This is a genomic window from Streptococcus sp. 11-4097 (assembly GCF_018215285.2).
Taxonomy (GTDB): domain Bacteria; phylum Bacillota; class Bacilli; order Lactobacillales; family Streptococcaceae; genus Streptococcus.
This window is the reverse complement of the sequence record NZ_CP185262.1, coordinates 882,591-908,171: the sequence shown is the minus strand read 5'-3', so window position 1 is coordinate 908,171 and position 25,581 is coordinate 882,591. Positions and strand designations below refer to the sequence as shown.

Genomic DNA, 25,581 nt, shown 5'->3' with positions numbered 1-25,581 from the left:
GACATCAACTCTCGTCCCCCTTCAAAAATCCTTCCAAATCACGTTCATGCTGATATTTTATAGCCGCCTTTTTGTCTTTTTCAAAAATGGTCTTGGTTAGATCTATGTCGTTGATGGCCGCAATTGCGACAGTGTAGTGAATGATATCAGCCAATTCTTTTGCTAGTTCCTCGTTCGAATCTTGAACTCCTTCTTTTCGACCAGAGCGTCCATTTAAAACCTCAGCAACTTCTCCAACTTCTTCTACTAGCTTAATAAAAAGCCCTTCTTCTGTTCTAGATTGTCGGTAATGGTCAAGTAAATATTCCTCTAGTTGTCTAACTGTTAAATCTCTCATTCTTTCTCCTTGCAAAAAAAGCGAGACATTCGTCCCGCCCTTCTTATTTTTCGTCAATAACGATTCTTACTTTTTTGTCTTCAGTTGGGACAGAGTATACAATCGTTCTTATCGCAGAAATAGTGCGACCCTTACGACCGATTACACGACCCACATCGCTTTGATCAAGATCCAAATGATATTCCAAAAATTCTGGTGTATCTTCAATCTTGATAGTTAAGGCATCTGGTTGTGAAATCAAGGGTTTCACAATCGCAATAATGAGATTTTCAATCGTATCCATCTGTCAACCTACTTTAAACTTATTTTGAGAATTTAGAATCGTGGAATTTCTTCAATACACCTTCTTTTGAAAGGATGTTGCGAACTGTATCTGAAGGTTGAGCTCCATCAGCCAACCATGCAAGAACGCGGTCTTCTTTCAAAGTTACTTGGTTTTCAGCAACAAGTGGGTTGTAAGTTCCAACTGTTTCGATGAAACGTCCGTCACGTGGTGAACGTGAATCTGCTACGTTGATACGGTAGAAAGGTTTTTTCTTAGAACCCATACGAGTCAAACGGATTTTAACTGCCATTTTTAAAGTCTCTTTTCTTATTTTTTATTTCGGTGAAATAGCTGAGCTATTTAGCACATGTTCTATTATAGCAGATTTCTGGCAGGTGTCAAGAAAAAAACTTGACAGACTATAAAATTCTTAAACCATTTAGAAATTTGTTAGAATAGGAAATAAATGTTTGAAAGAAGCCATCCGTGAATACTATTTTATACTCAATGAAAATCAAAGAGCAAACTAGGAAACTAGCCGCAGGCTGTACTTGAGTACGGCAAGGCGACGTTGACGCGGTTTGAATTTGATTTTCGAAGAGTATTAGTTCTGTAAAAATTAACTTCTACACCTATAACGCTTATTCTGACAGACTTTATAACAGTCTAAGAAAAAAAGTAGAGATTCATACAGTATCTAGATTTTCCAAAAATTTTTTATCATCAGATATTATTAACGAAACTATCCAAACCAAATCCGATGCATTGCTTCAAAGAATTCTTTAGTTGTTTGACTATCAAGGACTTTTATTAAAAAATTTTTTCAAATAACTGCCATCTTGGCACATAAATACTTGCTTTCCAAATTCAAATGTGATATATTTATAACATAAAATTTAAGTGTGATATATTTATAACACAAAAAAGGAGTCTATCATGAAAAAAAGTCAAAAAATGCGTGGCCTCATTGCAATGATTGCCGTAGCTCTCTTTATTGATTTTATTGTTTTATTTGGTTCTAATCTTAGTTGGGGACCCAAGTTAGTTATTACTGGTATTTCAGTGTCAGGTCAAATTGTAGCTATTTGTAGCTGGCTACATAAGAGTCAGAAAGGTAAGGGAAAGACTATTTTTGACTTGTCTGCTAAGCTTTACACGATACTTTTTTTTGCAGCAAGCATTTTTTATACAGTAGGGATTTGGGTTGCGACCCCAAGCGTAAGTTCTGGTATTAAAGAATGGATTTTGGGAATTGGCCTCGTTATTGAAGTGATTTTATTTGTTTTTTTCTGTTTGAAAAATGTCAAGGAAACTCCGGACGAACGCTTTTATGCTAATTTAGCAAAGGCAACTAGCTTGATGTTTGTTTTTATACTAGGCGCACTGATGATCCTAGCAGTTATCATTGGGTATATGGGGGCTCTCACTCTTTACATGGGCCAAATATTTATTAGCATAGCTGCCTTGATTTGCATCTTTGCGGTTGTCTATCTTATCTTGGAACGGAGAGGATAAGCATGGCCAAAGAAAGCAAGATTATTACTAATCTTAAATCTGTTCGTGAGTCTACAGGCATGACCCAGCAGGAGTTAGCCGACCTCATCGGCATGCGACGCGAGACAATTCTGCACTTGGAAAATAACCGTTACAATCCTTCTCTGGAAATGGCTCTTAAAATTGCTCAAGTTTTTAATCTGAAAGTAGAAGACCTCTTTGAACTCAGACAGAAAGAGGAAGCATAATTCTTTTCGAGACCTAGTATTAAGTTCATTGATTAATTAGGAATTGAATCCAAAAGAAAAAATCCTTTGAAAATGTACTCTTTTAAAATATAGTAATTCTTTCGAATTAACGTTTACTAATTGTGATACTTTACGAGCTCTCTTAAGATCTGGTTCCCTAAATACTTTGAGTACACTTATGGCATTGTTGCACCTAAGCAAGCTACTTTCTGGTTGGCTCCTCTAAAACTACCTTGTCACTAATATTTGAAATCCACTTCCTTTTAAGGTACAATGGTAGAAATGAATTTTTGAGAGGATCAGAATGAAAAAACTAGCAATCCTTCTTTTACTATCCACTATAGCCCTAGCTGGATGTAGCAGCATCCAACGCAGTCTACGTGGTGATGACTATGTTGATTCCAGTCTTGCTACTGAAGAAAGTTCCAAAGCAGCTGCCCAATCTGCCAAGGAGTTAAACGATGCTTTGACAAACGAAAACGCCAATTTCCCACAACTATCTAAAGAAGTTGCTGAAGATGAAGCCGAAGTGATTCTCCACACAAGCCAAGGTGATATTCGCATTAAACTCTTCCCTAAACTCGCTCCTCTAGCGGTTGAAAACTTCCTCACTCATGCCAAAGAAGGCTACTATAACGGCATTACCTTCCACCGTGTCATCGATGGCTTTATGGTCCAAACTGGAGATCCAAAAGGGGACGGTACAGGTGGTCAGTCTATCTGGCATGACAAGGATAAGACTAAAGACAAGGGAACTGGTTTCAAAAACGAGATTACTCCTTATCTCTATAACATCCGTGGTGCTCTTTCTATGGCTAATACTGGTCAACCAAACACCAATGGCAGTCAGTTCTTCATCAACCAAAACTCTACAGATACCTCTGCTAAACTCCCTACAAGCAAGTATCCAAAGAAAATCATCGAAGCCTACAAAGAAGGGGGAAATCCTAGTCTAGATGGCAAACACCCAGTCTTTGGTCAAGTGATTGATGGTATGGACGTTGTAGATAAAATTGCTAAAGCCGAAAAAGATGAAAAAGACAAGCCAACTACTGCTATTACAATCGAAAGCATCGAAGTGGTGAAAGACTACGATTTTAAATCTTAAAAACAAAAAATACAGTACCCACTTTCGGTACTGTATTTCTTTTATCCTTATTTTTAAGTTAGATTATTAAAATCCCATATTTGGTCCATCCAGCCTTCATAGAAGTCTGGTTCGTGGCAGACCATAAGGATAGATCCCTTGTATTCTTTGAGAGCACGTTTAAGTTCATCCTTGGCATCCACATCCAAGTGGTTGGTCGGCTCGTCCAACACTAAAACGTTGTTTTCACGATTCATCAGGAGACAGAAGCGTACCTTGGCTTGTTCCCCACCTGACAGAACCTGAATTTGACTTTCAATATGCTTGGTTGTCAAACCACAACGGGCAAGGGCTGCACGGACTTCTGCTTGGTTAAGTGCAGGAAAAGCATTCCAGACAGCCTCTAGTGGTGTTTGACGATTTCCACCTTCTACTTCTTGTTCAAAGTAGCCAAGTTCTAGATAATCTCCACGCTCCACTTCCCCAGCGATTGGTGGAATAATACCCAAAAGACTCTTCAAGAGAGTTGTTTTCCCGATACCATTAGCACCAATAATGGCAACCTTTTGATTGCGTTCAAAGGTAAGGTTTAAGGGCTTCGTAAGAGGTCGGTCATAACCGATTTGCAAGTCCTTGGCTTGGAAGATAAAGCGGCCTGGTGTACGAGCTGGTTTGAAATCAAAGGATGGCTTTGGTTTCTCACTTTGGAGTTCGATAATATCCATCTTATCCAATTTCTTCTGGCGAGACATGGCCATGTTTCGTGTTGCAACACGCGCTTTGTTTCGTGCGACAAAATCTTTAAGGTCCGCAATCTCTTTCTGCTGACGTTCGTAGGCAGCCTCTAGCTGAGATTTCTTCATAGCATAGACTTCTTGGAACTGGTAGTAGTCACCAGAATAACGCGTCAGCTGTTGATTTTCCACATGGTAGACAATATTGATAACGTCATTTAGGAATGGAATATCGTGTGAAATAAGAACAAAGGCATTCTCATAGTTTTGGAGATAGCGCTTGAGCCAATCAATATGCTCAGCATCCAAGTAGTTGGTCGGCTCATCCAAAAGTAAGATATCAGGCTTTTCAAGGAGAAGTTTTGCCAAAAGCACCTTGGTTCTTTGCCCACCTGACAAAGAAGTTACATCCGTATCCATGCCAAAGTCCATGACACCAAGGGCACGCGCTACTTCGTCAATCTTAGCATCTAAGGTATAGAAATCACGACTCTCCAAACGGTCTTGGAGTTCTCCCACTTCTTCCATGAGAGCATCAACATCCGCTCCGTCTTCAGCCATTTCCATATAAAGGTCATTGATACGAGCTTCCGCTTTGAAAAGCTCATCAAAGGCCGTACGGAGAACATCGCGAACAGACTGACCTTCTTCCAAGACAGAATGTTGGTCCAAGTAACCAGCAGTCACATATTTAGACCACTCAACCTTCCCTTCATCTGGCAGCATTTTACCAGTTACAATGCTCATAAAGGTTGATTTCCCTTCACCATTAGCACCGACCAAACCGATATGTTCTCCCTTGAGGAGACGGAAGGACACATCTTCAAAAATTGCACGGTCACCAAAACCGTGACTCAGATTTTTAACTTCTAAAATACTCATTTTAATTCCTTATCTTGTTTTTATGTAATTGTTTATAGAGGAGCCAAGCCAGATAGCCACCCAAGGTATTGGTCCACAAATCATCAATCTCAAAGACGCGATTAAAATCAAAGAAAAAATCTAAGACTAACTGCGTACACTCAATTCCTAGGCTTATAAGAAAACTGAAAAAGATCACTTTTCTTGTCTTACGCAAATTTGGAAGGAGATAAAGGAGTTGGAAAATCAGAGGAAAAAGTAAGAAGACATTGAGGATATTTTGTAGAAAAAGCCAACATAATTGTCCTATGTCACTCACCTCACCCAGTTTCCAGAGAGAATTGAAAGGAGTCAAAAGAAAAACCAGGCGTCCAAGATGCTGAATACCTGGAGTTTCCACCCCCACGGGAGAATGTTCTTGAGGAGTAAAGCAAAAGTAAACGATACAAATACTATAGAAAATGACTCCCCAGACCAAAATACGATTATAAGTCTTCTTCATCATTAAGGATTGACTGCTGCGACTGCTTTCTGGCGGTCACGTTTCATTGTATTGGAACGCAATTGTCCACAAGCTGCATCAATATCTGTTCCGTGCTCTTGACGAACAACACAGTTAACCCCTTTTTTCTTAAGCGTATCATAGAAGGCCAGGACGCGCTCTTTAGGACTACGGCTATATTGGTCATGCTCACTAACTGGGTTATAAGGAATCAAGTTTACATAAGACAATTTCTTGATATTCTTGAGCAATTCAGCCAATTCCAAGGCTTGTTCTACTCCATCATTGACTTCATTGAGCATGATATACTCAAAGGTCACACGACGATTAGTTGTTTCGATATAGTACTCAATAGCAGCAAAGAGTTTTTCAATCGGAAAGGCACGGTTAATCTTCATGATGCTTGAGCGAAGTTCATTATTAGGTGCGTGAAGAGAAACGGCAAGATTGACCTGAACCCCTTCATTAGCAAAGTCACGAATTTTATGAGCCAAACCTGAGGTTGAAACCGTGATGTGACGAGCACCGATGGCCATTCCTTTATCATCATTGATAGTACGAACGAAATTCAAGACATTGTTGTAGTTATCAAATGGTTCACCAATCCCCATGACAACGATATGGCTGACGCGTTCGTCCTGACCACGCTCATCAAAGTATTTCTGAACCAGCATGATTTGCGCTACGATTTCACCGTTATTGAGGTCACGTTGTTTCTTAATCAAACCAGAGGCACAGAAGGTACAACCGATATTACAGCCGACCTGAGTGGTCACACAGACAGATAAACCGTAGTGTTGACGCATCAGTACTGTCTCAATCAGCATTCCATCTGGCAATTCAAAAAGATATTTAACTGTCCCATCAGCAGACTCTTGCACGATACGCTGTTTCAAGGGATTGACCACAAACTGGTCATTAAGCTTAGCAATCAAATCCTTGGAAAGGTTGGTCATCTCTTCAAATGACTGGACACGTTTACGGTAAAGCCATTCCCAGATTTGATCTGCACGGAATTTCTTTTCTCCCTGCTCCAAAACCCATTCCTGCATGGTTTGTCGTGTTAAACTATAAATTGACGGTTTCATTTCTTCTCCTTATTCTCTACTCACTTCTGACGAATGACAAAATGACGTTGTCCCTTATCCTCTTTCTGAGAATGCTGATCTTTCTGACGACGTCTATTTTTCTTATCTGCATTCGGTTTTCGTTTTGTTTGAGCCGGTTTCTTTCCTTTTCTAGAAGGTGTTTCTTCTTCCTTCTTACGTATTTTCTTGTCAAATGATGCTCGCTTAGGGGCTTCATTTTCTAAGACAAAATAGGCACAACCATAACTACAATACTCTAAAAGGTAGTCTTGTAAACGACTGATTTTTTCAAGTTTTTCTTCTGTTCGATCATCCTTGTAAAAACCTCGTAGACGAAGCTGTTCGTTGCTCCAGTCTCCCACGATATAATCAAACTTGGTTAAGACTTCTGAAAAACGCTGATTAAAAGCCGTCACATCAAAGGCATCCTTGATATTTTCCACCAAGGAAAAAGCTATCCCTTCCGTTTCGACCTTGTCCCCATGTAAATGAAACTCAGGACCAGGAAACTTGTTATAGTTGTATAATTCAGGTGCAATTTCTTTTCGCATAGATATCCTTTTTCCACGATTACTTAATACTTTATTCTACCATAATTTCTAGCAGTTAGCACGTTTCTCATAAAAATGAAAAAAGTCTGACGATTTTGTCAGACCAAAATAATATAACCTTAAAAAGAGAAGAACAATTCTTCCCTCCAACTATCATTATTTAGCAGCTGCGTACAATTCATCTACTTTGTTCCAGTTGATCACTGAGAAGAAAGCTTTGATGTAGTCAGGACGCACGTTGCGGTATTTCACATAGTAAGCATGTTCCCAAACGTCCAAGCCCAAGATTGGTTTTTTGCCTTCTGAGATTGGTGTGTCTTGGTTTGCTGTTGAAGTCACTTCAAGTTTACCTTCTTTGTTGACAACCAACCATGCCCATCCTGAACCAAAACGAGTTGTTGCTGCTGCAGTGAAGGCTGCTTGGAATTCTTCAAATGAACCAAATGTTGCATCGATTGCTGCTGCAAGTTCTGCTGATGGAGCTGTTTTTTCAGGAGTCATCAATTCCCAGAAAAGAGCGTGGTTCAAGTGTCCACCACCATTGTTGATAAGCGCTTGACGGATATCAGCTGGGATAGATTCTACATCAGCAAGCAGGGCTTCAAGGTCTTCACCAATTTCAGGGTGTTTTTCAAGAGCTACATTAGCATTGTTGACATAAGTTTGATGGTGTTTGTCATGGTGCAAGTGCATTGTTTCCGCATCGATGTATGGTTCCAAAGCGTCGTATGCATATGGAAGATCTGGTAAGATAATAGCCATCTGTAATACCTCTTTTTCTTTCTATATGAAAATGATAACGCAAACATTCACTTTTTTCAAGTTTTTTGCTTATAGATGAAGAAATCACTGAAATACTTTCTAATAATACTCTTCGAAAATCTCTTCAAACCGCGTCAACGTCGCCTTGCCGTAGATATGTTACTGACTTCGTCAGTCTTATCTACAACCTCAAAACAGTGTTTTGAGCTGACTTCGTCAGTCTTATCTACAACCTCAAAACAGTGTTTTGAGCTGACTTCGTCAGTCTTATCTACAACCTCAAAGCAGTGCTTTGAGCAACCTGCGGCTAGTTTCCTAGTTTGCTCTTTGATTTTCATTGAGTATAAAATAAGCAAATCACTAAGAAACCCACGACAAGATAATCCTGACGCGGGTTGTAGTTTCAAAAAAATGTCAATTGACCTGACTAGCAATCTGTAAGAGTGCCTTTTCAAAAAGGAAATTCTTTTCATAAAGACCAGTCTTAATCTGATAGTCTGTCTCAATCAAATAAGAAATAGCTTGCTTCAAAAAGCTCAAGGAAAGTCCTCGCGCATCTCTCAGCGCAAACTTAATCTGATAGGGATTTGGATTGCGTCCGAGAAAACTACCTAAACTACTTGCAATCTGCGATTCTGTTTGACCAGACTCCGCCAAAATTTTCACTTGGATAAAGGTTCGAAATTGTCCCAGCATGACTGCAATCAGTTTAATTTCATCTTCACCTTGCAAGGTCAAGTCTCTAACCAAGTCGCGCGCCTGGTCCATCTTTTTTGTCAGAATAAACTGAGTTAAATCAAAAATATTATCCTGTAAGGTCTTAGGAATTGCGTTGACAATATCCTCTTCTTCGATAATAGAGTCTTCCTTATAGGACTGTAAAAAGAGGAGATTTTTCTGGATTTCGCTAAATTGAAAACCAGATTTGATAAGTAGATTTTCAAAGGATTGCCCCACAAACTGCAGACCTTGTTTCTGACTCCACTTTTGGAAATACTGACGTAGTTCTTGCTCTTTGGCTTCTACTGCATCAAAAACCTTTGCATCACGCTTCAGTAATTTAACCAACCGTCTTTTGCTATCCAACTTTCCTTCTGCAAAGATTAACAACTTGGTTGTTGCTGAAGGATTGTCAAGGTATTCCTCAAATGACTTAAGCTCATCATCTGTCAAAAAGCGCTTTTTAGCAGTCGTGATATCGACAAAATGATCCAATATCACGATTTTCTCATCCGCAAAGAAAGGAAGGCTGACCAACTCCAGTTCTACATCCTTATAAACCACTTCTTTCATATCAAAGTAGGCAAAGTTGAGGTCTGCAGAATCATAACCAATCTGTTTCAACACTTGACTCTTCATAACTTCAAACTGACCCTGATCTGCCCCTGTAAAAAGGCTCAGGCTAGGTAAATTTGATAAAGTCAACTTCTGGCTTTCTTCAATAGCTAGCATCTTCTCTCCTTTCTTCTGATTTTTTAATGAATTTAATCAATATAGCGCAATTTCCCACGGAAATCTTCTAGGCTCTCGTACCCTTTTTCCGCCATGATTGCTTTTAGTTCATTGGTAATGCGGTCAAAAGCACTGACGCCTTCTTTGTGAAGGGTGGTTCCCACCTGCACCATACTCGCTCCACAGAGGATATGTTCAAAGGCATCACGACCAGTCAAAACTCCACCTGTTCCAATGATTTGGATTTGAGGATTTAAGCGTTGATAAAAGGCATGAACATTAGCTAGAGCAGTTGGTTTAATATACTCGCCACCAATGCCACCGAAACCATTTTTAGGCCGAATAACGACAGACTCATCTTCTATATAAAGGCCGTTTCCGATAGAGTTAACACAGTTGACAAACTTGAGCGGGTACTTGTTGAAAATAGCTGCCGCTTGGTCAAAGTGAACAATATCAAAATACGGTGGCAATTTAATTCCAAGAGGTTTGGTGAAGTAGGCAAATACTTCTGTCAAAATCCGATCTGTTGTCTCAAAATCATAGGCAATCTGAGGTTTACCTGGAACATTTGGACAGGAGAGGTTTAGCTCTGTCAGACCACGAAACTCACTCTCTTGGACTTTTTTCAATATAGTATGGGTTTCCTCTGGAGACATACCAACTAGAGATAAGAAGAAAGTTCGGTTTGGCTCTTTTTCTTGCAAATCCAAAAGATAATCCAAATAATAGTCTAAGCCATTATTTGGCAAGCCCATAGAGTTGATAGAACCAAGTGGAACATCTTGATAGCGTGGCTCAGGATTCCCCTGACGAAAGTCCAAGGTTGCTGTCTTAGTCACAAAAGTTCCTGCCGCTGAGTTTTTAACGCCCTCTAACTCTGCTATCGTCATACAAGCCACACCTGCTGCATTCATCAAACAATTGTCAAACTCAAAACCAGCAATTTGCGTTTTCGTTGATACCATGATTCTAATCCTCCGGATTCCTTTTATTGCTAATATTATACCACATTTTCAGATTTTCTCTTTAAGAAAGGCATTTATAAGAAAAACGTTCGTTTTTTATCTATTTTCAAAAAATATGAAAAACTAAATTGAGTGAATTTTTAGAAAATTTTTGTTTTTCTCTTTACAGCTAAAAAAAATTCTGCTATAATGACTCACATAATTAAATTAGAATTTAAGGAGAACGATATGACATCTGCTAAAGAATATATCCAAAGCGTGTTTGAAACTGTGAAAGCTCGTAACGGGCACGAGGCTGAATTCCTCCAAGCTGTCGAAGAATTTTTCAACACTTTAGAACCTGTATTTGAAAAACACCCTGAGTATATCGAAGAAAATATCTTGGCACGTATTACTGAACCAGAGCGCGTGATTTCTTTCCGTGTTCCTTGGGTTGACCGTGATGGAAAAGTTCAAGTAAACCGCGGCTACCGTGTTCAATTCAACTCAGCTGTTGGACCATACAAAGGCGGACTTCGTTTCCACCCAACTGTAAACCAAGGGATTTTGAAATTCCTCGGATTTGAACAAATCTTTAAAAACGTCTTGACTGGACTTCCTATCGGTGGAGGTAAAGGTGGATCAGACTTCGATCCTAAAGGTAAAACAGATGCTGAAGTGATGCGCTTCTGCCAAAGCTTTATGACTGAACTGCAAAAATACATTGGCCCATCACTTGACGTACCTGCTGGTGATATCGGTGTTGGTGGACGTGAAATTGGTTACCTTTACGGTCAATACAAACGCCTTAACCAATTTGATGCTGGTGTCTTGACTGGTAAACCTCTTGGATTTGGTGGTAGCTTGATTCGTCCAGAAGCAACTGGTTACGGTTTAGTTTACTACACTGAAGAAATGCTTAAAGCTAACGGTAACAGCTTTGCTGGTAAGAAAGTTGTTATTTCAGGTTCTGGTAACGTAGCCCAATACGCTCTTCAAAAAGCAACTGAACTTGGTGCAACTGTTATCTCTGTATCTGATTCAAATGGTTATGTCATCGATGAAAATGGTATCGACTTCGATCTTTTGGTTGACGTTAAAGAAAAACGTCGCGCTCGTTTGACTGAGTATGCTGCTGAAAAAGCAACTGCAACATATCACGAAGGTTCTGTATGGACTTACGCTGGAAACTATGATATCGCTCTTCCATGTGCTACTCAAAACGAAATCAACGGTGAAGCAGCTAAACGTTTGGTTGCTCAAGGCGTTATGTGTGTATCTGAAGGTGCCAACATGCCAAGCGACCTTGATGCCATCAAAGTCTACAAAGAAAATGGTATCTTCTACGGACCTGCCAAAGCTGCCAACGCTGGTGGTGTAGCCGTTTCAGCCCTTGAAATGAGCCAAAATAGTCTTCGCCTCTCATGGACTCGTGAAGAAGTTGATGGACGTCTCAAAGATATCATGACAAACATCTTCAACACAGCTAAAACAACTGCTGAAACATACGGTCTTGATAAAGACTACCTTGCAGGAGCAAACATTGCTGCCTTTGAAAATGTAGCAAACGCTATGATTGCACAAGGTATTGTTTAAGACTCATTTGCTTAATCCTCAATCGCTACGATTGGGGATTTTTATGTTGAATCCAAAAAAACTCACTATTAACAGTGAGTTTTAACATCAGAATTTATTTTACTTTCATTAGGGCAGATGACAAACATTCAACAATCTCATCAACTGCTTCATCTATGTTTATAGTTCCTTCATCATTCAACATCATGGGAATAAGATAAGAAAAACTCAATGCTAAAATGTATCGAACAATTCTTTCATTTGACCAATTTAGAATAAGTCCCTTTTCTTTAAATTGATTTAAAACAGGGCTAATTGGTTCTATTATAGATTGAACAATAATATTTCCTAACTGGATAGAAAGATTTTTATCAATAAAAGAACGCCCCAAGAGAATTTTAACATGCATTTGATTCTCCTGAATGAAAAAGAGCCTATCTCGAACAATACTTTTTAAAAAGAAGGGAAAAGTTTCTTGATCTACTGTGAATTTTTTTTCTGAGAAATCCGCAATTACTTCTGGAATAACCTGTTCTAGAAAAGTAGATAAAATGGCTTCTAAAATACCTTCCTTTGTTTTAAAGTAACTAAAAACAGTTCCTTCTGACACTCCAGCTCGTTCGGCAATAAGGCTGGACGTTGTATTTTCAAATCCCATTTCTGAGAATAATTTTAAGCTTGATAATAATACTCGACGTTGTTTCAAGCTCAAGTTGCTAACTTCTAACGTCTGAGCATACTTTTGTTCTAAACTTTCCATCGCTAGCACCTCTCTTCTACTCTCTTACTTTTACGACTTTTTTACCTCGACTGTGTCCCATTTTCAGACTACTATAGGCTTCTCTAACTGACTTTAGAGAAAAGTCATACACTTGATCAATTTTCAGCTGAACCTTCCCGTCTGAGACCATTTCAGCTAAAGTACTAAAATCATCATATGTGGAATGTCTCGGACCAGTAAACTGAGCACCTTTTATCATAACATAGGGCGAAGGTACTAATGTTCCAATAGCTGTCCTCTTCAAGCCTAAACTAAAAGCCAATCTAACATAATCAGATCCATAACAATCCAAAAATTTTGTGATAGGCGTTGGACTAGCTGATAGAAGAGCCTTCTTGATATTCTCTTCGTAACTTACTGGTATGGCACCTAAAGACTTCAGATACTCTGCATTTTTCTTACTTGCTATTCCAATCACTGTCGCCCCCTTAGCAACTGCATACTGTACTGCAATACTTCCAATACCTCCTGCTGCAGCTGAAATAACAACAGTATCTCTTGAATTTAAACCGATTCTTCTAAAAGCCCCACCCACAGTTAGAGCAGCTACTCCCATAGTAGCTGCGTGAGTCATGTCGATCATCTCTGGTTTCAATACAATTTCTGATTCATTGACACAAATTTCTGTTGCTAAAGCTCCCCTATTAGTTCCCAAACCAGGATCGCTAATCATTGTTCCAAACACCTTATCTCCTACTGAAAACCTAGTTACTTCATTTCCAACTTCTGTAATAACTCCAGAAAAATCTCTCCCCACACCTCTTGGAAATAAAGATGATTTAGATTCAAACCAACGACTTGGTTTCCTTAATTTCGTTATAAAAGATAGAAATCGAAGGGGTTTCGCTCCCTCAAAAGTTTTATAATCAATAGGATTTAAACCAACAGCATGAACTTCTACTCTCACCTGATTTACATCCAAGGCTGTAGAGTCTATCTTCAGCAAATCCAAGACCTCTTCGTTACCGAAACGACTATACTCTATTGCTTCAACAACCATTTTCTTTACTCCTTAATTTCACAAAAATTGAGTGAACACTCATTTTTATAAATTATACTCTTAATTTGTAAGAAAATCAATATTATAGTTTGATAACAATTTATGACATGATACAAATATCCATCATTTCTATTTCCCAATATGATTCTTTCAATCTAACTCTCCTCACTTTTAAAGAATACTAGCCCCCTTTTTGCCCCATTTGTGCCCCATGAAACACAAAAAGAAAAACCGCTACTCTTACGAATAGCGGTTTAATCATGTTTTTAAGCTACCAATGTAGTTGCTCTATTATTTAAGAGTAACTGAAGCTCCAGCTTCTTCCAATTTAGCTTTAAGTTCTTCAGCTTCTGCAGCTGCAACACCTTCTTTGATGACACCTGGTGCACCATCAACAAGTTCTTTAGCTTCTTTAAGACCAAGACCTGTGATTTCACGTACAACTTTGATAACGCCAACTTTTTTGTCGCCTGCAGATGTCAATTCAACGTCGAATGAATCTTTAGCAGCACCAGCGTCAGCAGCACCAGCTGCAGCAACAGCTACAGGAGCAGCTGCAGTTACACCAAATTCTTCTTCGATAGCTTTTACAAGGTCGTTCAATTCAAGGATTGAAGCTTCTTTAATTTCAGCAATAATGTTTTCAATGTTCAATGCCATTGTTATTTCCTCCAAATATGTTTTAAATTTATAATAGATTTTCGTAGCTAGGCTACGCTGCGTAGCTTAAAATTAAGCTGCGTCTTCTTTGTTGTCTGCAACCGCTTTGACTGCAAGAGCAACGTTGCGCACTGGCGCTTGAAGTACAGAAAGGAGCATAGAAAGAAGTCCTTCGCGGTTTGGAAGAGTTGCAAGTGCAAGAATCTCTTCTTTAGATGCGACAGCGCCTTCGATTGCACCACCTTTGATTTCAAGTGCTTCAGCGTTTTTAGAAAAGTCGTTCAAGATTTTCGCTGGTGCGATAACATCTTCGTTAGAAAATGCTACTGCAGATGGTCCAACAAATACAGATGCAAGATCTTCAAGACCAGCTTTTTCAGCTGCACGACGCAAGATTGAGTTTTTAATAACTTTATACTCAACTTCGCTTCCACGAAGCTCACGACGAAGAACTGTATCTTGCTCAACTGTCAAACCACGAGCGTCTACAACAACGATAGATGCAGCAGCTTTCATTTTTTCAGCTACTACGTCAACTAGTTCCGCTTTTTTAGCAATAATTGCTTCACTCATTAGTGTGTTCACCTCCGTTATTATTTTGCTTGGGGAATTTTTCCAAAAGAAAAACGCGCCCAAACCTAGACACGAAAGTACAATACGCTTCTTTTTACATGATACGTTTTGTCCTCGGTAGGATACTTATGAGTCGAGCTCCCCTACTGTCTTAGGCAGTTTTTTCAAACCGTATATAAGTATAGCATAGTCAAAAAAAGAATGCAAGATTTTTGCAAACTTTTTTTAAAATTTTTTCGTGATTTTTCTTTTAAAGTTCTACTGTTAGGACTTGACCTTGCTTAACAACCTGTTGTCCGGCAATATAAACATCATCTACATCACTAGATTTAACTGCATAAACCAGATGAGAAAGCATATTTTCTTGGGGTTGGAGATGGATTTTTCCCTGTGGTTGAATAACGAGAAAATCTGCCTGTTTACCTACTTCCAGACTTCCTATCTGTTCGTCCATTCCAAGAACCTTAGCACCTTCGATTGTCAGTGCCTTGAGGACTGTTTCGATAGGAAATTGGCTAGCATCTCCATTTTTCATCTTCTGAAGAAGGGCTGCAGTTCGTCCTTCCTCAAACATATCAAGGTTATTGTTGGAAGCAACTGAATCTGTCGCAATTCCTACTGCCACTCCCGCTTTTTGGAGCTGGATAATTGGAGCAATTCCTGATGCCAGTTTGAGGTTACTGATAGGATTGTGGGCGATAGCCACTTGAGAAGTTACCAAGCGTTCAATTTCTCGCTCGTTTAATTCGACCCCGTGAGCAAAGACAGACGGATGATCTAAGTAACCCAGTTCTTCTAGAAAAGCAAGGGGACGTTTGCCGTATCGTTTCAGGAGAATGCCTGACTCCTCCTTGGTCTCTGCCACGTGGATATGGATTGTAATATTCAGTTCTTTTGCCATATCTAAGCTTTCTTCCAGTAAGTCTCTATCACAGCTGTAGGGAGAATGTGGGGCTACCATCACCTTGAAATTTGGATTTTTATATCCAATAATCTCCTCAATGATTGCTCGAGTTTTACTTATCGTCTCAGCAGTTGTTTCTGCCTTTGAAGAAAAGAGGGTCGGTGAAAAATAACAACGCATCTTGGAATCTTTCACTTCCTGATAAATACGTTCAATATCCACACCATTGGGATTATACATATCGTTAAAGGTTGTTGTACCTGACTGGAGCATCTCTGTCAGAGCTTCTTTAACTGCCTTGGTAGTCATGTCGGGTGTAAACTCAGCTTCTGCTGGCCAGATATAGTCATTGAGCCATTCATGGAGATTGCTATCATCTCGAATCCCTCTCAAGCCTGTCATAGCAGAATGGGTGTGGCAATTGACCAATCCAGGCATAATCCAGGCTCCCTGATAGTCTATAATCTGCTCAGCTTGCTCTAAAATCTCTGGCTTCTCTTGACCGACATAGACAATTTGAGAATCCTTAACTGATAAGATTCCATCCAGATAAACATGGAAATCTTGGTCACAAGTCACGATATTTACATGCTGATAGACTTTCATTCTAGGCTCCTTTTCTATAAGACAATTTACAGTGAATAATTTTTCTAGCTATTGTAACAAAAAAGTCACCCGAAGGCAACTTTTTTCGTCTATAAAATTTCAAAAGAGAAAGGCTTATTCTGAGCTAAAAGCTGCAGCTTGCTGCATTTGATAATACTTACCCTTTCGAGCCATGAGTTCCTGATGGCTCCCATACTCAACAATGTCGCCATCCACCAAGACAAGAATCAAATCCGCATCCTGAATGGTTGACAAGCGGTGGGCAATGATAAAGCTTGTACGCCCCTTCATGAGTTTAGCAAAGGCATCCTGAACCAGCACTTCTGTCCGCGTATCGATGGAAGAGGTTGCTTCGTCTAAGATAAGAATCTTAGGGATAGATAGAAAGACTCGGGCTATGGTCAAAAGCTGGGCTTGACCGACAGAGAGAGACTCTCCAGCATTTTCCAACTTGGTATCGTATCCCTGTGGTAACTGTTGGATGAAAAAGTCTGCATTGGCTGCTTTGGCAGCAGCAATCACCTGCTCCCGACTGGCATCAGGATCTCCAAAGGCAATATTGTCATGAATGGTCCCTTGCTTGAGCCAGGTTTCTTGGAGCACCATCCCAAACTGCTGTCTCAATGATGCTCGGGTATAGTCGTAAATGGAACGACCATCCAGCAAGATATCTCCTGAGTTAATAGGGTAAAAACGCATGAGGAGATTGATAAGAGTTGATTTTCCGGCACCTGTCGGACCAACGATGGCTACCTTGCTACCAGCTGGGATATCGATAGACAAATCCTTAATCAATATCTTCTCAGGATGGTAGCCAAAAGAAACCTGTTTAAAGGAAATAGCTCCCTTAACCTGGTCACTTGTCAAGACTTCCTTACCTGTTTCAGCCACCTCAGGACTTTCTAAGACAGCATAGACACGCTCTGCACAAGCTAAAGCACTTTGCAATTCGGCTAGCACTGAAGAAATATCGTTAAAGGGCTTGGTGTACTGTTGGACATAGTTCAAAAAAGTCACTAAACGTCCGATGGTCAAGGTGGACCCCATCATGATACGATAAGCTCCTACTCCAGCAAGAAGAGCGTAAATGAGAGCATTGACAAAGCGGGTCGAAGGATTGACCGTTGAGGAATAAAAGATGGCTGACTGCGAATAACCTGCATAGTTGGCATTCGCCTCGTGCAGTCTTTGGATAAAATCTTCTTGAGCATTAAAGGACTGGATAATGGTCTGCTGGCTCAACGATTCTTCAATTAATTGTGTCTGAATCCCCCTCGTCTCTGTTTGCTTCTGGAAGAGATGATAGGATCTCTTGGCAATAAAGCGTGAAATTACCATAGACAGTGGCGTCAACAGCAAGACCAAAAGAGTCATGAGGAGATGAATTTGAATCATGGCTAGAATGCTGACTAAAATCATCAAGACACCAATAAAAAATTGGTTAAATATCATGGTCAAACCAGCTGCTAACTGCTCGATGTCTGTGGTCACACGACTGACCATCTCTCCACTTCCTTGACGATCCACAAAAGCAATCGGTAACCGATGAAGCTTATGTATGATTCGCTCTCGCAAGTCTCTGGTATAAGAGAAGATTAGGCGATTATAGAGAAGAGGATTGACCCACTGTACAAGGGTATTTCCTATGACCACCAAGATCATTTGGAGAAAAATCTGCCAAAAAACTGGTGAAGAGCCCGTCACTAGGACTTGGTCGATGACCTGTCCGATTAAGATTGGTAGGTAAATCGATAAACCAACCTGGGCAATAGTTCCTAGAAAGGCTAGAAAAAGAAGGAAGGGATGACTTGCTAAATCTTTGGCCAAACGTGTGAATGTTTGATTTGCAGTTTGTCGTCTCATGCTAGTCCTCCTTTCCATGTTGGGATGCATTGATTTCTCGATAGACTTGACTGGATTTCATCAAGTCCTCGTGCTTGCCGATAGCTAGGAGCTCCCCTTTTTCCAAGAGGAGAATCTTGTCTGCCATCTGAAGCGTCGAAGTCCGTTGAGAAATCAAGATTAAACTTGTATTTGGCAGGTTTTCTCGGATAGCTTTCAAGAGCTTAGACTCAGTAATAGTGTCCAGTGCTGAGGTCGCATCATCTAGGATGAGAAACGGAGTCTGGCGCAAAACTGCTCGTGCGATGGACAGCCTTTGTTTTTGACCGCCCGAGAAATTTCGCCCTCCTGCCTCAACTAGGGCATCCAAGAGTCTTTCCTTTTCACTGACAAAATCCTTTGCTTGCGCAATTTCCAAGGCCTGCCAGAGTTCTTGGTCAGATACTTCTTGATCTAAACCTAGAGTCAAGTTGGAACGAATAGTTCCCTTAAAGAGTTCGACTTTTTGAGGCACATAGGCAATCCAATACCGCCACTGCTCAAGATTACGAGGACTAGATCCATCTCGATAAAGGTCTATACTCCCCTTGTCTGCTGGATAAAGTCCAAGGATGAGTTGTACTAAGCTTGATTTACCAGAACCTGTTCCCCCAATAATACCAAGGATTTGTCCTTGAGTCATATCAAAGGAAATGTCTCTCAGAGAAGGCTGGGCCGCATCAGGATAGGTAAAGGTCAATTCTTGGACTTGTAAAACCTGATCACTGGTAGCTTGCTTTTGTTCTAATTTTGAATGGATGTCTTCTGGAGCTTCGGCAAAGACTTCCTCAATTCGCTTAGCTGAGATATAGGACTGATTGAGAGAATTTATCAACATGGCTAGCTTGACCAATTCTACCAAAATCTGTAGGAGATAGTTGATAAGGGCAATGAGAGCACCTTGACTGAGCAATCCTCCTTGAATTGAAATATATCCCTGCCAGATAATAACGAGGAGAGTTCCATTAACAATCAGATAGGTCAGAGGTGTTAATAAGCTAGACCAGAAACCTGTTTTTTCTTGCAATCTGGCATAAACTTGGTTAAGGGTCTGAAAAATCTGTAACTCTCGTTTTTCTTGTCCAAAAGCACGAATAACCCGCATACCTTGTAATTGCTGGCGCGTTTCTTGAACCAGTTGGTCCGTTTTCTTTCTGAGAACACTGTAGAGAGGATTAATCAGTCTAGAGAGCCCTACAATAACAATGGTCAAAATGACAACCATGACCAAGAACCAGAAAGTCAGCTCAGCTGAGATGCGATAAGCCATAAAAATGGCACCAAAAACGATAATAGGCGCTCGTAAAAAGAGACGCAGGAATTGATTAATCCCAGTCTGAATCTGGTAAGTGTCCGAAGTCAAGCGAGTGACCAAGCTAGAAGTTGTCAAACGGTCTCTGCTGTCCTTAGGTAAAGATAGAATGTGACGATAAAGATCGTTTGTCAATTCCTTGGCAAAACCTACCGCTGCCTTAGCTGAGTAAAACTGGGCTATTAAGGCCACTAAAACACCAATCACTGCAAAGATAAGGAGCAGACCAATCTGCATCCAGAGATGTCCTTGATTTCTCTGGGGCAAGGATTGGTCAACAATCCCAGCAATCACCATGGGAACCAAGAGCTCAAACACAGCTTCAAGTAGCTTGAACAAAGGTGCTAAAATCGATTCTCTGATGTAGGGTTTAAAGTAAGATAATAGGTGTTTCATAAATCCCTTCTATTCGTTTTCTAGAAATGAAGAAAGTGGGAAGCACCCACCATCTCTGATTTATTTGTTTAAGTAAGGTAGTAGATAGCCATAGCCTGCTTCTTCCATCTCATTCTTGGCCACAAAGCGCAAGGATGCAGAATTGATACAGTAACGAAGGCCACCTAACTCACGCGGTCCATCTGTGAAAACATGACCCAAGTGAGCATTCCCCGACCGAGAACGAACCTCAATTCGCTCCATTCCATGACTGAGATCCTTGTAATAATGAATCAATTCCTTGGAAATCGGACGGCTAAAACTTGGCCAACCACAACCTGAGGCAAACTTATCCTTGGCAAAGAAGAGTGGCTCACCCGTCGTAATGTCTACATAAATCCCTTCTTCAAAAATTTGGTCATAAGCATTACTAAACGGCGCCTCTGTATCAGCTTCTTGGGTAACACGATAGGATTCTTCAGATAAACTGCCCTTTAATACCTCTTGACTAGGCTTTTCATAATTTGCTGCGTCAATCAATGGCTTATCAGCATCGGTCACATCGATATGACAGTAACCTGAAGGATTCTTCTTAAGATAGTCTTGGTGGTAATCTTCAGCCAGAATGTAGTGGCGAAGTTTCTCCACCTCTACTGCAATCTTTCGCCCAAGCATGCGCTCCTGCTCCTGCACCACTGTGTAGATAGCTGGCAAGTCTGCTTCATCCTGGTAATAAATCCCAGTTCGATATTGGCGACCACGGTCATTCCCTTGTTGATTGACTGATAATGGATCAATAACACGGAAATAATAAAGCAAAATTTCTCTGAGTGATACTGCTTTCTCATCGTAAATAACTTGAACCGTTTCTGCATGGTCTGTTTCCTTGAGCAACTGGTAATTGGTCGTTTCGACTTGCCCATTAGCGTAGCCAACACTGGTTGCTAGCACTCCAGAAATGCGTGAAAAATACTCCTCTAAACCCCAAAAACAACCACCTGCTAAATATATTTCTGCCATCTTCGTTTCTCCTTTACCAAGTTTTTAACTAATACTCTTCGAAAATTAAATTCAAACCACGTCAGCTTCCATCTGCAGCCTCAAAACAGTGTTTTGAGCAGCCTGCGGCTAGCTTCCTAGTTTGCTCTTTGATTTTCATTGAGTATAAACTGCTTTTCAAAAAAAGGATAGGAAGCCCTCTGATCAAGAGTTTCCCCATCCTATCTTCTATTCTTTATTTTGCTTCGACACGGACACCTTGGGTATCAACTTTCAAGTCATGAAGTTTTCCTTTGAAGGGTTGCTTTTCCAATTCTGCCTTAATCGTTGGCATCTTGTCGTGAGAAGCCAAAACCATAACTGTCGGCCCAGCACCAGAAAGGTAGGTTGCATAGGCACCATTTTCTTTGGCTACTTGCTTAATCGTCGCAAATTCTCTCACCAAGTCCTGACGATAGCGCTCGTGGAAGAGGTCGCCCTCGATTGCTTGCCCAGCGGTCACCATGTCTCCTGCCAACAAGGCTGCAACCGCCACATTGGCGATAGAACTAGCCGCAACAGCTTCCTTGTAAGACAATTTCTTAGGCAAGACGCCACGGCTGTCTCGAGTACGCAATTCATAGTTTGGAATGTAGGCTAGAAAATCACATTCTGGGAAGTCTGCTACGATAGCAGAAACTTGCCCTTCAACGGAACTTGCAATAACGAGATTACCATAAATGGCTGGAGCCACATTGTCAGGATGGCCTTCAATCTTAGTCGCTAACTGCAATTTTTCATGATCAGACAAGTTGAGCTGGCCCAGTTGGTTGGCTAGTTCAATCCCAGCTACAATAACCGAGCTGGAAGAACCCAAACCACGCGCCAAGGGAACATCACTAGTCATTTTCAAACGTCTTGGTTGCAGGTCTGGTACAATTTGCAAAGCGATTTTGAGCAAGAGATTACGCTCGTCATGTGGAATCCATTTGCCAATCTGGTGTTCAATCAACCACTCATCTCGTTCTTCGCAGACCTCAATTTGAAGATACTTGGTTACAGCTACACCGACCGAGTCAAATCCTGGCCCGATATTGGCACTGGTTGCAGGTACAATAATCTTCATCTTATTCTCCTAGCACCTTGAAGGTATTCAAGAGGTCGAATTCTGAAACCTTCTTCAATTCAGCTGAGACATTTTCAAGCTGGGCTTTATTAATCTTGTGTGTAATGATCACAACACGCGCCTTGTCACCTTCTTTTCCATCTTGGAGAATTTGCTTGAAGGAAATATCTTGGGCATTAAAGATTTCAGCCAACTTCAAGACCTGACCTTTTGAGTCTGGAGCCAAGATTGAGAAGTAGTAGTTTGCTTTAACATCCTCAGGGTTTGCCAAGACCAAGTCACGGCTGTATTCGTTGAAATCTTTACCAATGGTTCCATCATTCAAGCGACGAACGATACGGACAATATCCGCCACAACACTTGTCGCAGTTGGTTTTTGACCAGCACCTGGTCCATAGTACATAGACTCACCAATACCGATAGATTCTACAAAGACAGCGTTCATTACGCCATTCACACTGGCAAGTGGGTGTGCTTTAGGTAGGAAGGTTGGAGTTACTTCTGCAGCAATTCCTGAAGGAGTTTCCTCGATTGAACCAACCAATTTCACTACATAGCCAAGTTCTTGAGCTACAGCTACGTCTTCTGGTGTGATGTTGCGGATTCCTTTGTGGGCTACATCGTCAAATGCAACCTTCATGCCAAAGGCAAATTGGCTCAAAATCACCATCTTGTAGGCTGCATCAATCCCATCTACGTCATTTGTAGGGTCACTTTCTGCAAATCCTAGACGTTGCGCTTCGGCAAGAGCATCATCGTAAGACCAGCCTTCTTCGACCATCTTGGTCATCATGAAGTTAGAAGTTCCGTTGACTACTCCAAGCACGCGCGTGATTTTATCAGAAGCCAAGGAATTTGCTAGAGTGCGAAGAATTGGAATCCCACCAGCTACTGCTGCTTCGTAGTAAAGTGCTACCTTGTTAGCTTTAGCGATTTCTAACAATTCTGCACCATGGACAGCCAAAAGGTCCTTGTTAGCAGTAACAACATGCTTTCCAGCTTCCAAGGCACGAGTGATAAAAGTCTTAGCAGGTTCGATACGCCCCATCAATTCCACTACGATAGTAATACCTTGGTCTGATAAAATGTCATCTACATTGGTTACAAAGTTAAAGTCATTCCCTGCTGCAAGCAAGCGATTCTTTTCATCTTCATCCTTAACCAATACCTTAGCAACTTCAATTTCTGAATGTGCTGATTGATTGATTTTTTCTCCATTTTCCTTTAGGAGGAAAGGCACACCACTTGCAACGGTACCAAATCCTAGTAAAGCAATTTTAACTGTCATGTTTGTCTCCTCGAAATTTTCTAATATAGCCATTATAACAGAATTTTGTGAAAATTCCTATTATAGTAAATCACTATTTCAATCTAGAAAAGAAAAAACGAATCAGACGATTCGCTCTTCTTAAAATCTGAAAATAACTTTCCAGAAATGATTATCCAATTTTTTGCAGATTAAGTACTGCATCGTGATTCATCAATACTTGACCATACTCTTGTAAGACTGAGCGACTGATATCACTATCGTCCGCAAACTCGCGCATACGGGCCAAAAGCCAAGCTGGATATGGACTTGGATGATTTTCAATATCCACTAAAATGGTCAAATAATAGCGCTCATTCATCTTGTAGAGTTCAGAAGTTTCCATCTCAAAAGTCACTGTCTGAGCAAAAGACACCAAGTCAGCCAACTTAGCAAAAGAAAGGATGTAGTAGATGTAAGGTTCTTTCTTGCTCTCAGCTTCTTGTTCAGCCTGTTCCTGCTCTTCTTCCTTGGCTTCGACTTGCTCTAGAGATTGAATGGCTTCGATATCGTCCTTGGTTTTATCTGCGATGCTTTTTTCCAAGGTTTTGATAAATTCATCTGGCGACATTTGAGCCAATTCTTCCATATCTGGTAAATCCGATAAGTCTTCAAAATCTAGATTTTGGTCAATCTTGGACTTGGTTACAAAGACATCTACCTTATCAGGTTTTGGAGTCACACGGAAGCTCAACATGCCTGTATCCAAAAAGCTCTCAGGCATCTCTAACTCATCCAAGATAGCATAAAAGAACTCTTCTGTTTTTTCTTGAGGAACGAGAAAGTCAGCAATCTCCATGCCACGATCCATTAAATCCTCTAAAGACATCGTGATTTTCAAAGTTGTATCACTAATTTGTTTCATTTTCATTGCTAGTAACCTCATACTTTCAGTTCTATCTATTATACTAGATTTTTACGATTTTATCAAAAGAAGGCTCCTCTGTCGGGATAGATTTTCCATAGGGTAACTTCTCAAAGTATCTTCCACTTGCCTGACCGAAGTGGAAATTAGTCTAAAACGGATTTTTATGGTGGAATTCAGTGTGAGACGTTTGAGTTAGAAATAAGGCTCACTATGACAAAATATAAACATCTTACCCTTTCAGACCGTAACGATATCCAATTAGGCTTAGAGCGCGGGGAAACCTTCAAAGCTACCTGACAATCCATTCTAAAAGACAAAACTACTGTTTCCAAAGAAGTCAAACGAAACAGACAGTCCGAGAGTCTACATACGATAACCTTCCTTGTCCTCTACTCGACAAAGCTCCCTTTATCTGTAACGGTTGCCCTAAAAGAAGACAGAATTGTGGCTATAAGAAGATTTTATACCTAGCTAAACAAGCTCAAAAACAGTACGAACAAACTATTGATGAAAACTACATTTCTTATTACACTATTGCTTCCAGCATCGTCATGTTGATTGCCAGTGTCCTGAGTGGAGCTATCAACGTCAGTATTCCACGTCTCGGCTACTATCTCGGTAAGAAAGATTACGAATCTTATAAAAATCTTCTGAATCAAGGTGCTTCCCTCTTTTATTTCCTTATCATTCCAACCAATATTGGGATTATGGTATTAGGAAACTACCCAGCAGTCATCTACTCTTCTGAAAAATACCTCGAAGCAGGTACTGTGACTAGTGTCTTCGCTTTTCGTACTATCATTTGGGCCATTGAATTAATCCTTGGTAAACAAATTATCTTCATCAACGACCACGAAAATCGTTTAACAGCCTTTTACTTCCTTGGTGGTGGAGCTAATATCCTATTCAACAGTCTCTTGTATTTCAATAATATTTTTGCACCAGAGTACTGCATTGCTACTACTATTATTGCAGAAACTGTAGTTGTTCTACTGGAAATTTACTTTATCAAGAAACATAAGTTGCTTGATTTAAAAGAAATCTTTATTACCTTAACACGCTATACTATTGTATCGCTCGGATTTATTCCAATCTACTTAGCGTTTAAATTCCTTTTCCAAATCAACTCTTATACAGTCAACTTCAATATGGTACTCATGGTTCTCGCGACTGTTGCGACTTGCGGTATTTATTATCTCTTGACGCTATTTCTTACCAAAGATAAAACACTCCACTATGCACTCAATCTTGCACTTGCAAAGATTAAAAGAATCCCCTGCTAATAGACTATTCTACTAGCAAGGGATT

Annotated in this window: 26 protein-coding genes, 1 pseudogene and 1 other annotated feature; of the genes and pseudogenes, 6 read left to right on the top strand and 21 right to left on the bottom strand. The window is 40.3% G+C overall.

Annotation, left to right across the window (positions count from 1 at the left end):
- Positions 1-4: 4 nt before the first annotated feature.
- From KB197_RS04530 to rpsP, 3 genes are read right to left on the bottom strand one after another with little or no spacing between them, the layout of a single operon-like run.
- The gene (locus KB197_RS04530; protein WP_084888457.1) at positions 5-337 is read right to left on the bottom strand and encodes a MazG nucleotide pyrophosphohydrolase domain-containing protein; all 333 of its coding nucleotides are present in this window, start codon (positions 335-337) and stop codon (positions 5-7) included.
- A 43-nt stretch (positions 338-380) separates the two neighbouring features.
- Entirely contained in the window at positions 381-620 is a 240-nt protein-coding gene (gene kphA / locus KB197_RS04525) for an RNA-binding protein KphA (protein ID WP_000379617.1), read from the bottom strand.
- Positions 621-639: 19 nt separating this feature from the next.
- Positions 640-912 carry a 30S ribosomal protein S16 gene (gene rpsP / locus KB197_RS04520; RefSeq protein ID WP_000268760.1) on the bottom strand — a complete coding sequence of 91 codons (273 nt, stop codon included), beginning with the start codon at positions 910-912 and terminating at the stop codon, positions 640-642.
- Positions 913-1,538: 626 nt separating this feature from the next.
- Here rpsP and KB197_RS04515 point away from each other — a divergent pair.
- From KB197_RS04515 to KB197_RS04505, 3 genes are all read left to right on the top strand, one after another.
- Positions 1,539-2,117, top strand: coding sequence for a hypothetical protein (locus tag KB197_RS04515; protein ID WP_064276461.1), 579 nt, complete (start codon positions 1,539-1,541; stop codon positions 2,115-2,117).
- Between the two features lie 2 nt (positions 2,118-2,119).
- Positions 2,120-2,344, top strand: a complete 225-nt coding sequence (locus KB197_RS04510; RefSeq protein ID WP_001041097.1) for a helix-turn-helix transcriptional regulator — start codon at positions 2,120-2,122, stop codon at positions 2,342-2,344.
- Positions 2,345-2,648: 304 nt separating this feature from the next.
- Complete coding sequence (locus KB197_RS04505; RefSeq protein ID WP_212573865.1) at positions 2,649-3,452, top strand: peptidylprolyl isomerase; 804 nt, start codon at positions 2,649-2,651, stop codon at positions 3,450-3,452.
- 53 nt (positions 3,453-3,505) lie between these two features.
- Here KB197_RS04505 and KB197_RS04500 read toward each other — a convergent pair whose 3' ends face one another.
- The 7 genes from KB197_RS04500 to KB197_RS04470 form a co-directional block, all read right to left on the bottom strand.
- A complete protein-coding gene (locus tag KB197_RS04500) occupies positions 3,506-5,047 on the bottom strand; it encodes an ABC-F family ATP-binding cassette domain-containing protein (RefSeq protein WP_000025406.1) in 1,542 nt (513 codons plus the stop codon).
- A 1-nt stretch (position 5,048) separates the two neighbouring features.
- Positions 5,049-5,531, bottom strand: coding sequence for a VanZ family protein (locus KB197_RS04495; RefSeq protein ID WP_000976729.1), 483 nt, complete (start codon positions 5,529-5,531; stop codon positions 5,049-5,051).
- Positions 5,531-6,616 (bottom strand): 23S rRNA (adenine(2503)-C(2))-methyltransferase RlmN, encoded by a 1,086-nt coding sequence (gene rlmN / locus KB197_RS04490; protein WP_000804760.1) that lies wholly within the window; start codon positions 6,614-6,616, stop codon positions 5,531-5,533. The genes KB197_RS04495 and rlmN overlap by 1 nt, the downstream gene beginning before the upstream one ends.
- A 20-nt stretch (positions 6,617-6,636) precedes the next feature.
- On the bottom strand, positions 6,637-7,167 hold the full coding sequence (locus KB197_RS04485; protein WP_020901484.1) for a YutD family protein: 531 nt from the start codon (positions 7,165-7,167) through the stop codon (positions 6,637-6,639).
- 156 nt (positions 7,168-7,323) lie between these two features.
- Positions 7,324-7,929: a superoxide dismutase SodA gene (gene sodA / locus KB197_RS04480; RefSeq protein ID WP_049546399.1), complete on the bottom strand. Its 606-nt coding sequence runs from the start codon at positions 7,927-7,929 to the stop codon at positions 7,324-7,326.
- A 414-nt stretch (positions 7,930-8,343) separates the two neighbouring features.
- Complete coding sequence (holA, locus tag KB197_RS04475; RefSeq protein WP_212574016.1) at positions 8,344-9,381, bottom strand: DNA polymerase III subunit delta; 1,038 nt, start codon at positions 9,379-9,381, stop codon at positions 8,344-8,346.
- A 32-nt stretch (positions 9,382-9,413) separates the two neighbouring features.
- A complete protein-coding gene (locus tag KB197_RS04470) occupies positions 9,414-10,349 on the bottom strand; it encodes a dihydroorotate oxidase (RefSeq protein ID WP_212574015.1) in 936 nt (311 codons plus the stop codon).
- Positions 10,350-10,577: 228 nt separating this feature from the next.
- Here KB197_RS04470 and gdhA point away from each other — a divergent pair, with 228 nt between their 5' ends.
- On the top strand, positions 10,578-11,924 hold the full coding sequence (gdhA, locus tag KB197_RS04465; RefSeq protein ID WP_212574014.1) for an NADP-specific glutamate dehydrogenase: 1,347 nt from the start codon (positions 10,578-10,580) through the stop codon (positions 11,922-11,924).
- A gap of 94 nt (positions 11,925-12,018) precedes the next feature.
- On the opposite strand, the gene KB197_RS04460 is transcribed toward gdhA, so the two are convergent.
- From KB197_RS04460 to mecA, 11 genes are all read right to left on the bottom strand, one after another.
- Positions 12,019-12,663: a TetR/AcrR family transcriptional regulator gene (locus KB197_RS04460; protein WP_004257345.1), complete on the bottom strand. Its 645-nt coding sequence runs from the start codon at positions 12,661-12,663 to the stop codon at positions 12,019-12,021.
- A gap of 16 nt (positions 12,664-12,679) precedes the next feature.
- A complete protein-coding gene (locus tag KB197_RS04455) occupies positions 12,680-13,684 on the bottom strand; it encodes an NADP-dependent oxidoreductase (protein WP_212574013.1) in 1,005 nt (334 codons plus the stop codon).
- A 291-nt stretch (positions 13,685-13,975) separates the two neighbouring features.
- Positions 13,976-14,344 (bottom strand): 50S ribosomal protein L7/L12, encoded by a 369-nt coding sequence (gene rplL, locus KB197_RS04450; protein WP_048716072.1) that lies wholly within the window; start codon positions 14,342-14,344, stop codon positions 13,976-13,978.
- Between the two features lie 72 nt (positions 14,345-14,416).
- Positions 14,417-14,917: a 50S ribosomal protein L10 gene (gene rplJ, locus KB197_RS04445; RefSeq protein WP_001287277.1), complete on the bottom strand. Its 501-nt coding sequence runs from the start codon at positions 14,915-14,917 to the stop codon at positions 14,417-14,419.
- Positions 14,918-14,955: 38 nt separating this feature from the next.
- Positions 14,956-15,091 (bottom strand) — a sequence feature (ribosomal protein L10 leader region).
- 76 nt (positions 15,092-15,167) lie between these two features.
- Positions 15,168-16,427 (bottom strand): TRZ/ATZ family protein, encoded by a 1,260-nt coding sequence (locus tag KB197_RS04440; protein WP_064276472.1) that lies wholly within the window; start codon positions 16,425-16,427, stop codon positions 15,168-15,170.
- A 114-nt stretch (positions 16,428-16,541) separates the two neighbouring features.
- Entirely contained in the window at positions 16,542-18,290 is a 1,749-nt protein-coding gene (locus KB197_RS04435; protein WP_212574012.1) for an ABC transporter ATP-binding protein, read from the bottom strand.
- Position 18,291: 1 nt separating this feature from the next.
- On the bottom strand, positions 18,292-20,016 hold the full coding sequence (locus KB197_RS04430; protein ID WP_212574011.1) for an ABC transporter ATP-binding protein: 1,725 nt from the start codon (positions 20,014-20,016) through the stop codon (positions 18,292-18,294).
- A 60-nt stretch (positions 20,017-20,076) separates the two neighbouring features.
- Positions 20,077-21,015, bottom strand: a complete 939-nt coding sequence (gene msrB / locus KB197_RS04425) for a peptide-methionine (R)-S-oxide reductase MsrB (RefSeq protein WP_212574010.1) — start codon at positions 21,013-21,015, stop codon at positions 20,077-20,079.
- Between the two features lie 214 nt (positions 21,016-21,229).
- On the bottom strand, positions 21,230-22,099 hold the full coding sequence (thrB, locus tag KB197_RS04420; RefSeq protein ID WP_020903203.1) for a homoserine kinase: 870 nt from the start codon (positions 22,097-22,099) through the stop codon (positions 21,230-21,232).
- Position 22,100: 1 nt separating this feature from the next.
- On the bottom strand, positions 22,101-23,387 hold the full coding sequence (locus tag KB197_RS04415) for a homoserine dehydrogenase (protein WP_064276477.1): 1,287 nt from the start codon (positions 23,385-23,387) through the stop codon (positions 22,101-22,103).
- 151 nt (positions 23,388-23,538) lie between these two features.
- Complete coding sequence (gene mecA, locus KB197_RS04410; protein WP_064276478.1) at positions 23,539-24,276, bottom strand: adaptor protein MecA; 738 nt, start codon at positions 24,274-24,276, stop codon at positions 23,539-23,541.
- Positions 24,277-24,483: 207 nt separating this feature from the next.
- Between mecA and KB197_RS04405 the strand changes: the two are divergent.
- Positions 24,484-24,788, top strand: a pseudogene (locus KB197_RS04405) (helix-turn-helix domain-containing protein); the annotation flags it as partial.
- A 36-nt stretch (positions 24,789-24,824) separates the two neighbouring features.
- Positions 24,825-25,556 carry a hypothetical protein gene (locus KB197_RS04400; protein ID WP_082888135.1) on the top strand — a complete coding sequence of 244 codons (732 nt, stop codon included), beginning with the start codon at positions 24,825-24,827 and terminating at the stop codon, positions 25,554-25,556.
- The last annotated feature ends 25 nt before the right edge of the window (positions 25,557-25,581 follow it).

Bases quoted from the DNA above. Each gene is read 5' to 3' on its own strand.
- rplJ (WP_001287277.1), bottom strand. From the start codon at position 14,917: ATGAGTGAAGCAATTATTGCTAAAAAAGCGGAACTAGTTGACGTAGTA.
- thrB (WP_020903203.1), bottom strand. From the start codon at position 22,099: ATGAAGATTATTGTACCTGCAACCAGTGCCAATATCGGGCCAGGATTT.
- KB197_RS04495 (WP_000976729.1), bottom strand. From the start codon at position 5,531: ATGATGAAGAAGACTTATAATCGTATTTTGGTCTGGGGAGTCATTTTC.
- rplL (WP_048716072.1), bottom strand. From the start codon at position 14,344: ATGGCATTGAACATTGAAAACATTATTGCTGAAATTAAAGAAGCTTCA.
- KB197_RS04440 (WP_064276472.1), bottom strand. From the start codon at position 16,427: ATGAAAGTCTATCAGCATGTAAATATCGTGACTTGTGACCAAGATTTC.
- rpsP (WP_000268760.1), bottom strand. From the start codon at position 912: ATGGCAGTTAAAATCCGTTTGACTCGTATGGGTTCTAAGAAAAAACCT.
- msrB (WP_212574010.1), bottom strand. From the start codon at position 21,015: ATGGCAGAAATATATTTAGCAGGTGGTTGTTTTTGGGGTTTAGAGGAG.
- KB197_RS04510 (WP_001041097.1), top strand. From the start codon at position 2,120: ATGGCCAAAGAAAGCAAGATTATTACTAATCTTAAATCTGTTCGTGAG.
- KB197_RS04470 (WP_212574015.1), bottom strand. From the start codon at position 10,349: ATGGTATCAACGAAAACGCAAATTGCTGGTTTTGAGTTTGACAATTGT.
- KB197_RS04460 (WP_004257345.1), bottom strand. From the start codon at position 12,663: ATGGAAAGTTTAGAACAAAAGTATGCTCAGACGTTAGAAGTTAGCAAC.
- KB197_RS04500 (WP_000025406.1), bottom strand. From the start codon at position 5,047: ATGAGTATTTTAGAAGTTAAAAATCTGAGTCACGGTTTTGGTGACCGT.
- KB197_RS04505 (WP_212573865.1), top strand. From the start codon at position 2,649: ATGAAAAAACTAGCAATCCTTCTTTTACTATCCACTATAGCCCTAGCT.
- KB197_RS04530 (WP_084888457.1), bottom strand. From the start codon at position 337: ATGAGAGATTTAACAGTTAGACAACTAGAGGAATATTTACTTGACCAT.
- KB197_RS04515 (WP_064276461.1), top strand. From the start codon at position 1,539: ATGAAAAAAAGTCAAAAAATGCGTGGCCTCATTGCAATGATTGCCGTA.
- sodA (WP_049546399.1), bottom strand. From the start codon at position 7,929: ATGGCTATTATCTTACCAGATCTTCCATATGCATACGACGCTTTGGAA.
- gdhA (WP_212574014.1), top strand. From the start codon at position 10,578: ATGACATCTGCTAAAGAATATATCCAAAGCGTGTTTGAAACTGTGAAA.
- KB197_RS04485 (WP_020901484.1), bottom strand. From the start codon at position 7,167: ATGCGAAAAGAAATTGCACCTGAATTATACAACTATAACAAGTTTCCT.
- KB197_RS04435 (WP_212574012.1), bottom strand. From the start codon at position 18,290: ATGAGACGACAAACTGCAAATCAAACATTCACACGTTTGGCCAAAGAT.
- holA (WP_212574016.1), bottom strand. From the start codon at position 9,381: ATGCTAGCTATTGAAGAAAGCCAGAAGTTGACTTTATCAAATTTACCT.
- KB197_RS04415 (WP_064276477.1), bottom strand. From the start codon at position 23,387: ATGACAGTTAAAATTGCTTTACTAGGATTTGGTACCGTTGCAAGTGGT.
- mecA (WP_064276478.1), bottom strand. From the start codon at position 24,276: ATGAAAATGAAACAAATTAGTGATACAACTTTGAAAATCACGATGTCT.
- rlmN (WP_000804760.1), bottom strand. From the start codon at position 6,616: ATGAAACCGTCAATTTATAGTTTAACACGACAAACCATGCAGGAATGG.
- KB197_RS04430 (WP_212574011.1), bottom strand. From the start codon at position 20,016: ATGAAACACCTATTATCTTACTTTAAACCCTACATCAGAGAATCGATT.
- kphA (WP_000379617.1), bottom strand. From the start codon at position 620: ATGGATACGATTGAAAATCTCATTATTGCGATTGTGAAACCCTTGATT.
- KB197_RS04455 (WP_212574013.1), bottom strand. From the start codon at position 13,684: ATGGTTGTTGAAGCAATAGAGTATAGTCGTTTCGGTAACGAAGAGGTC.
- KB197_RS04400 (WP_082888135.1), top strand. From the start codon at position 24,825: ATGTTGATTGCCAGTGTCCTGAGTGGAGCTATCAACGTCAGTATTCCA.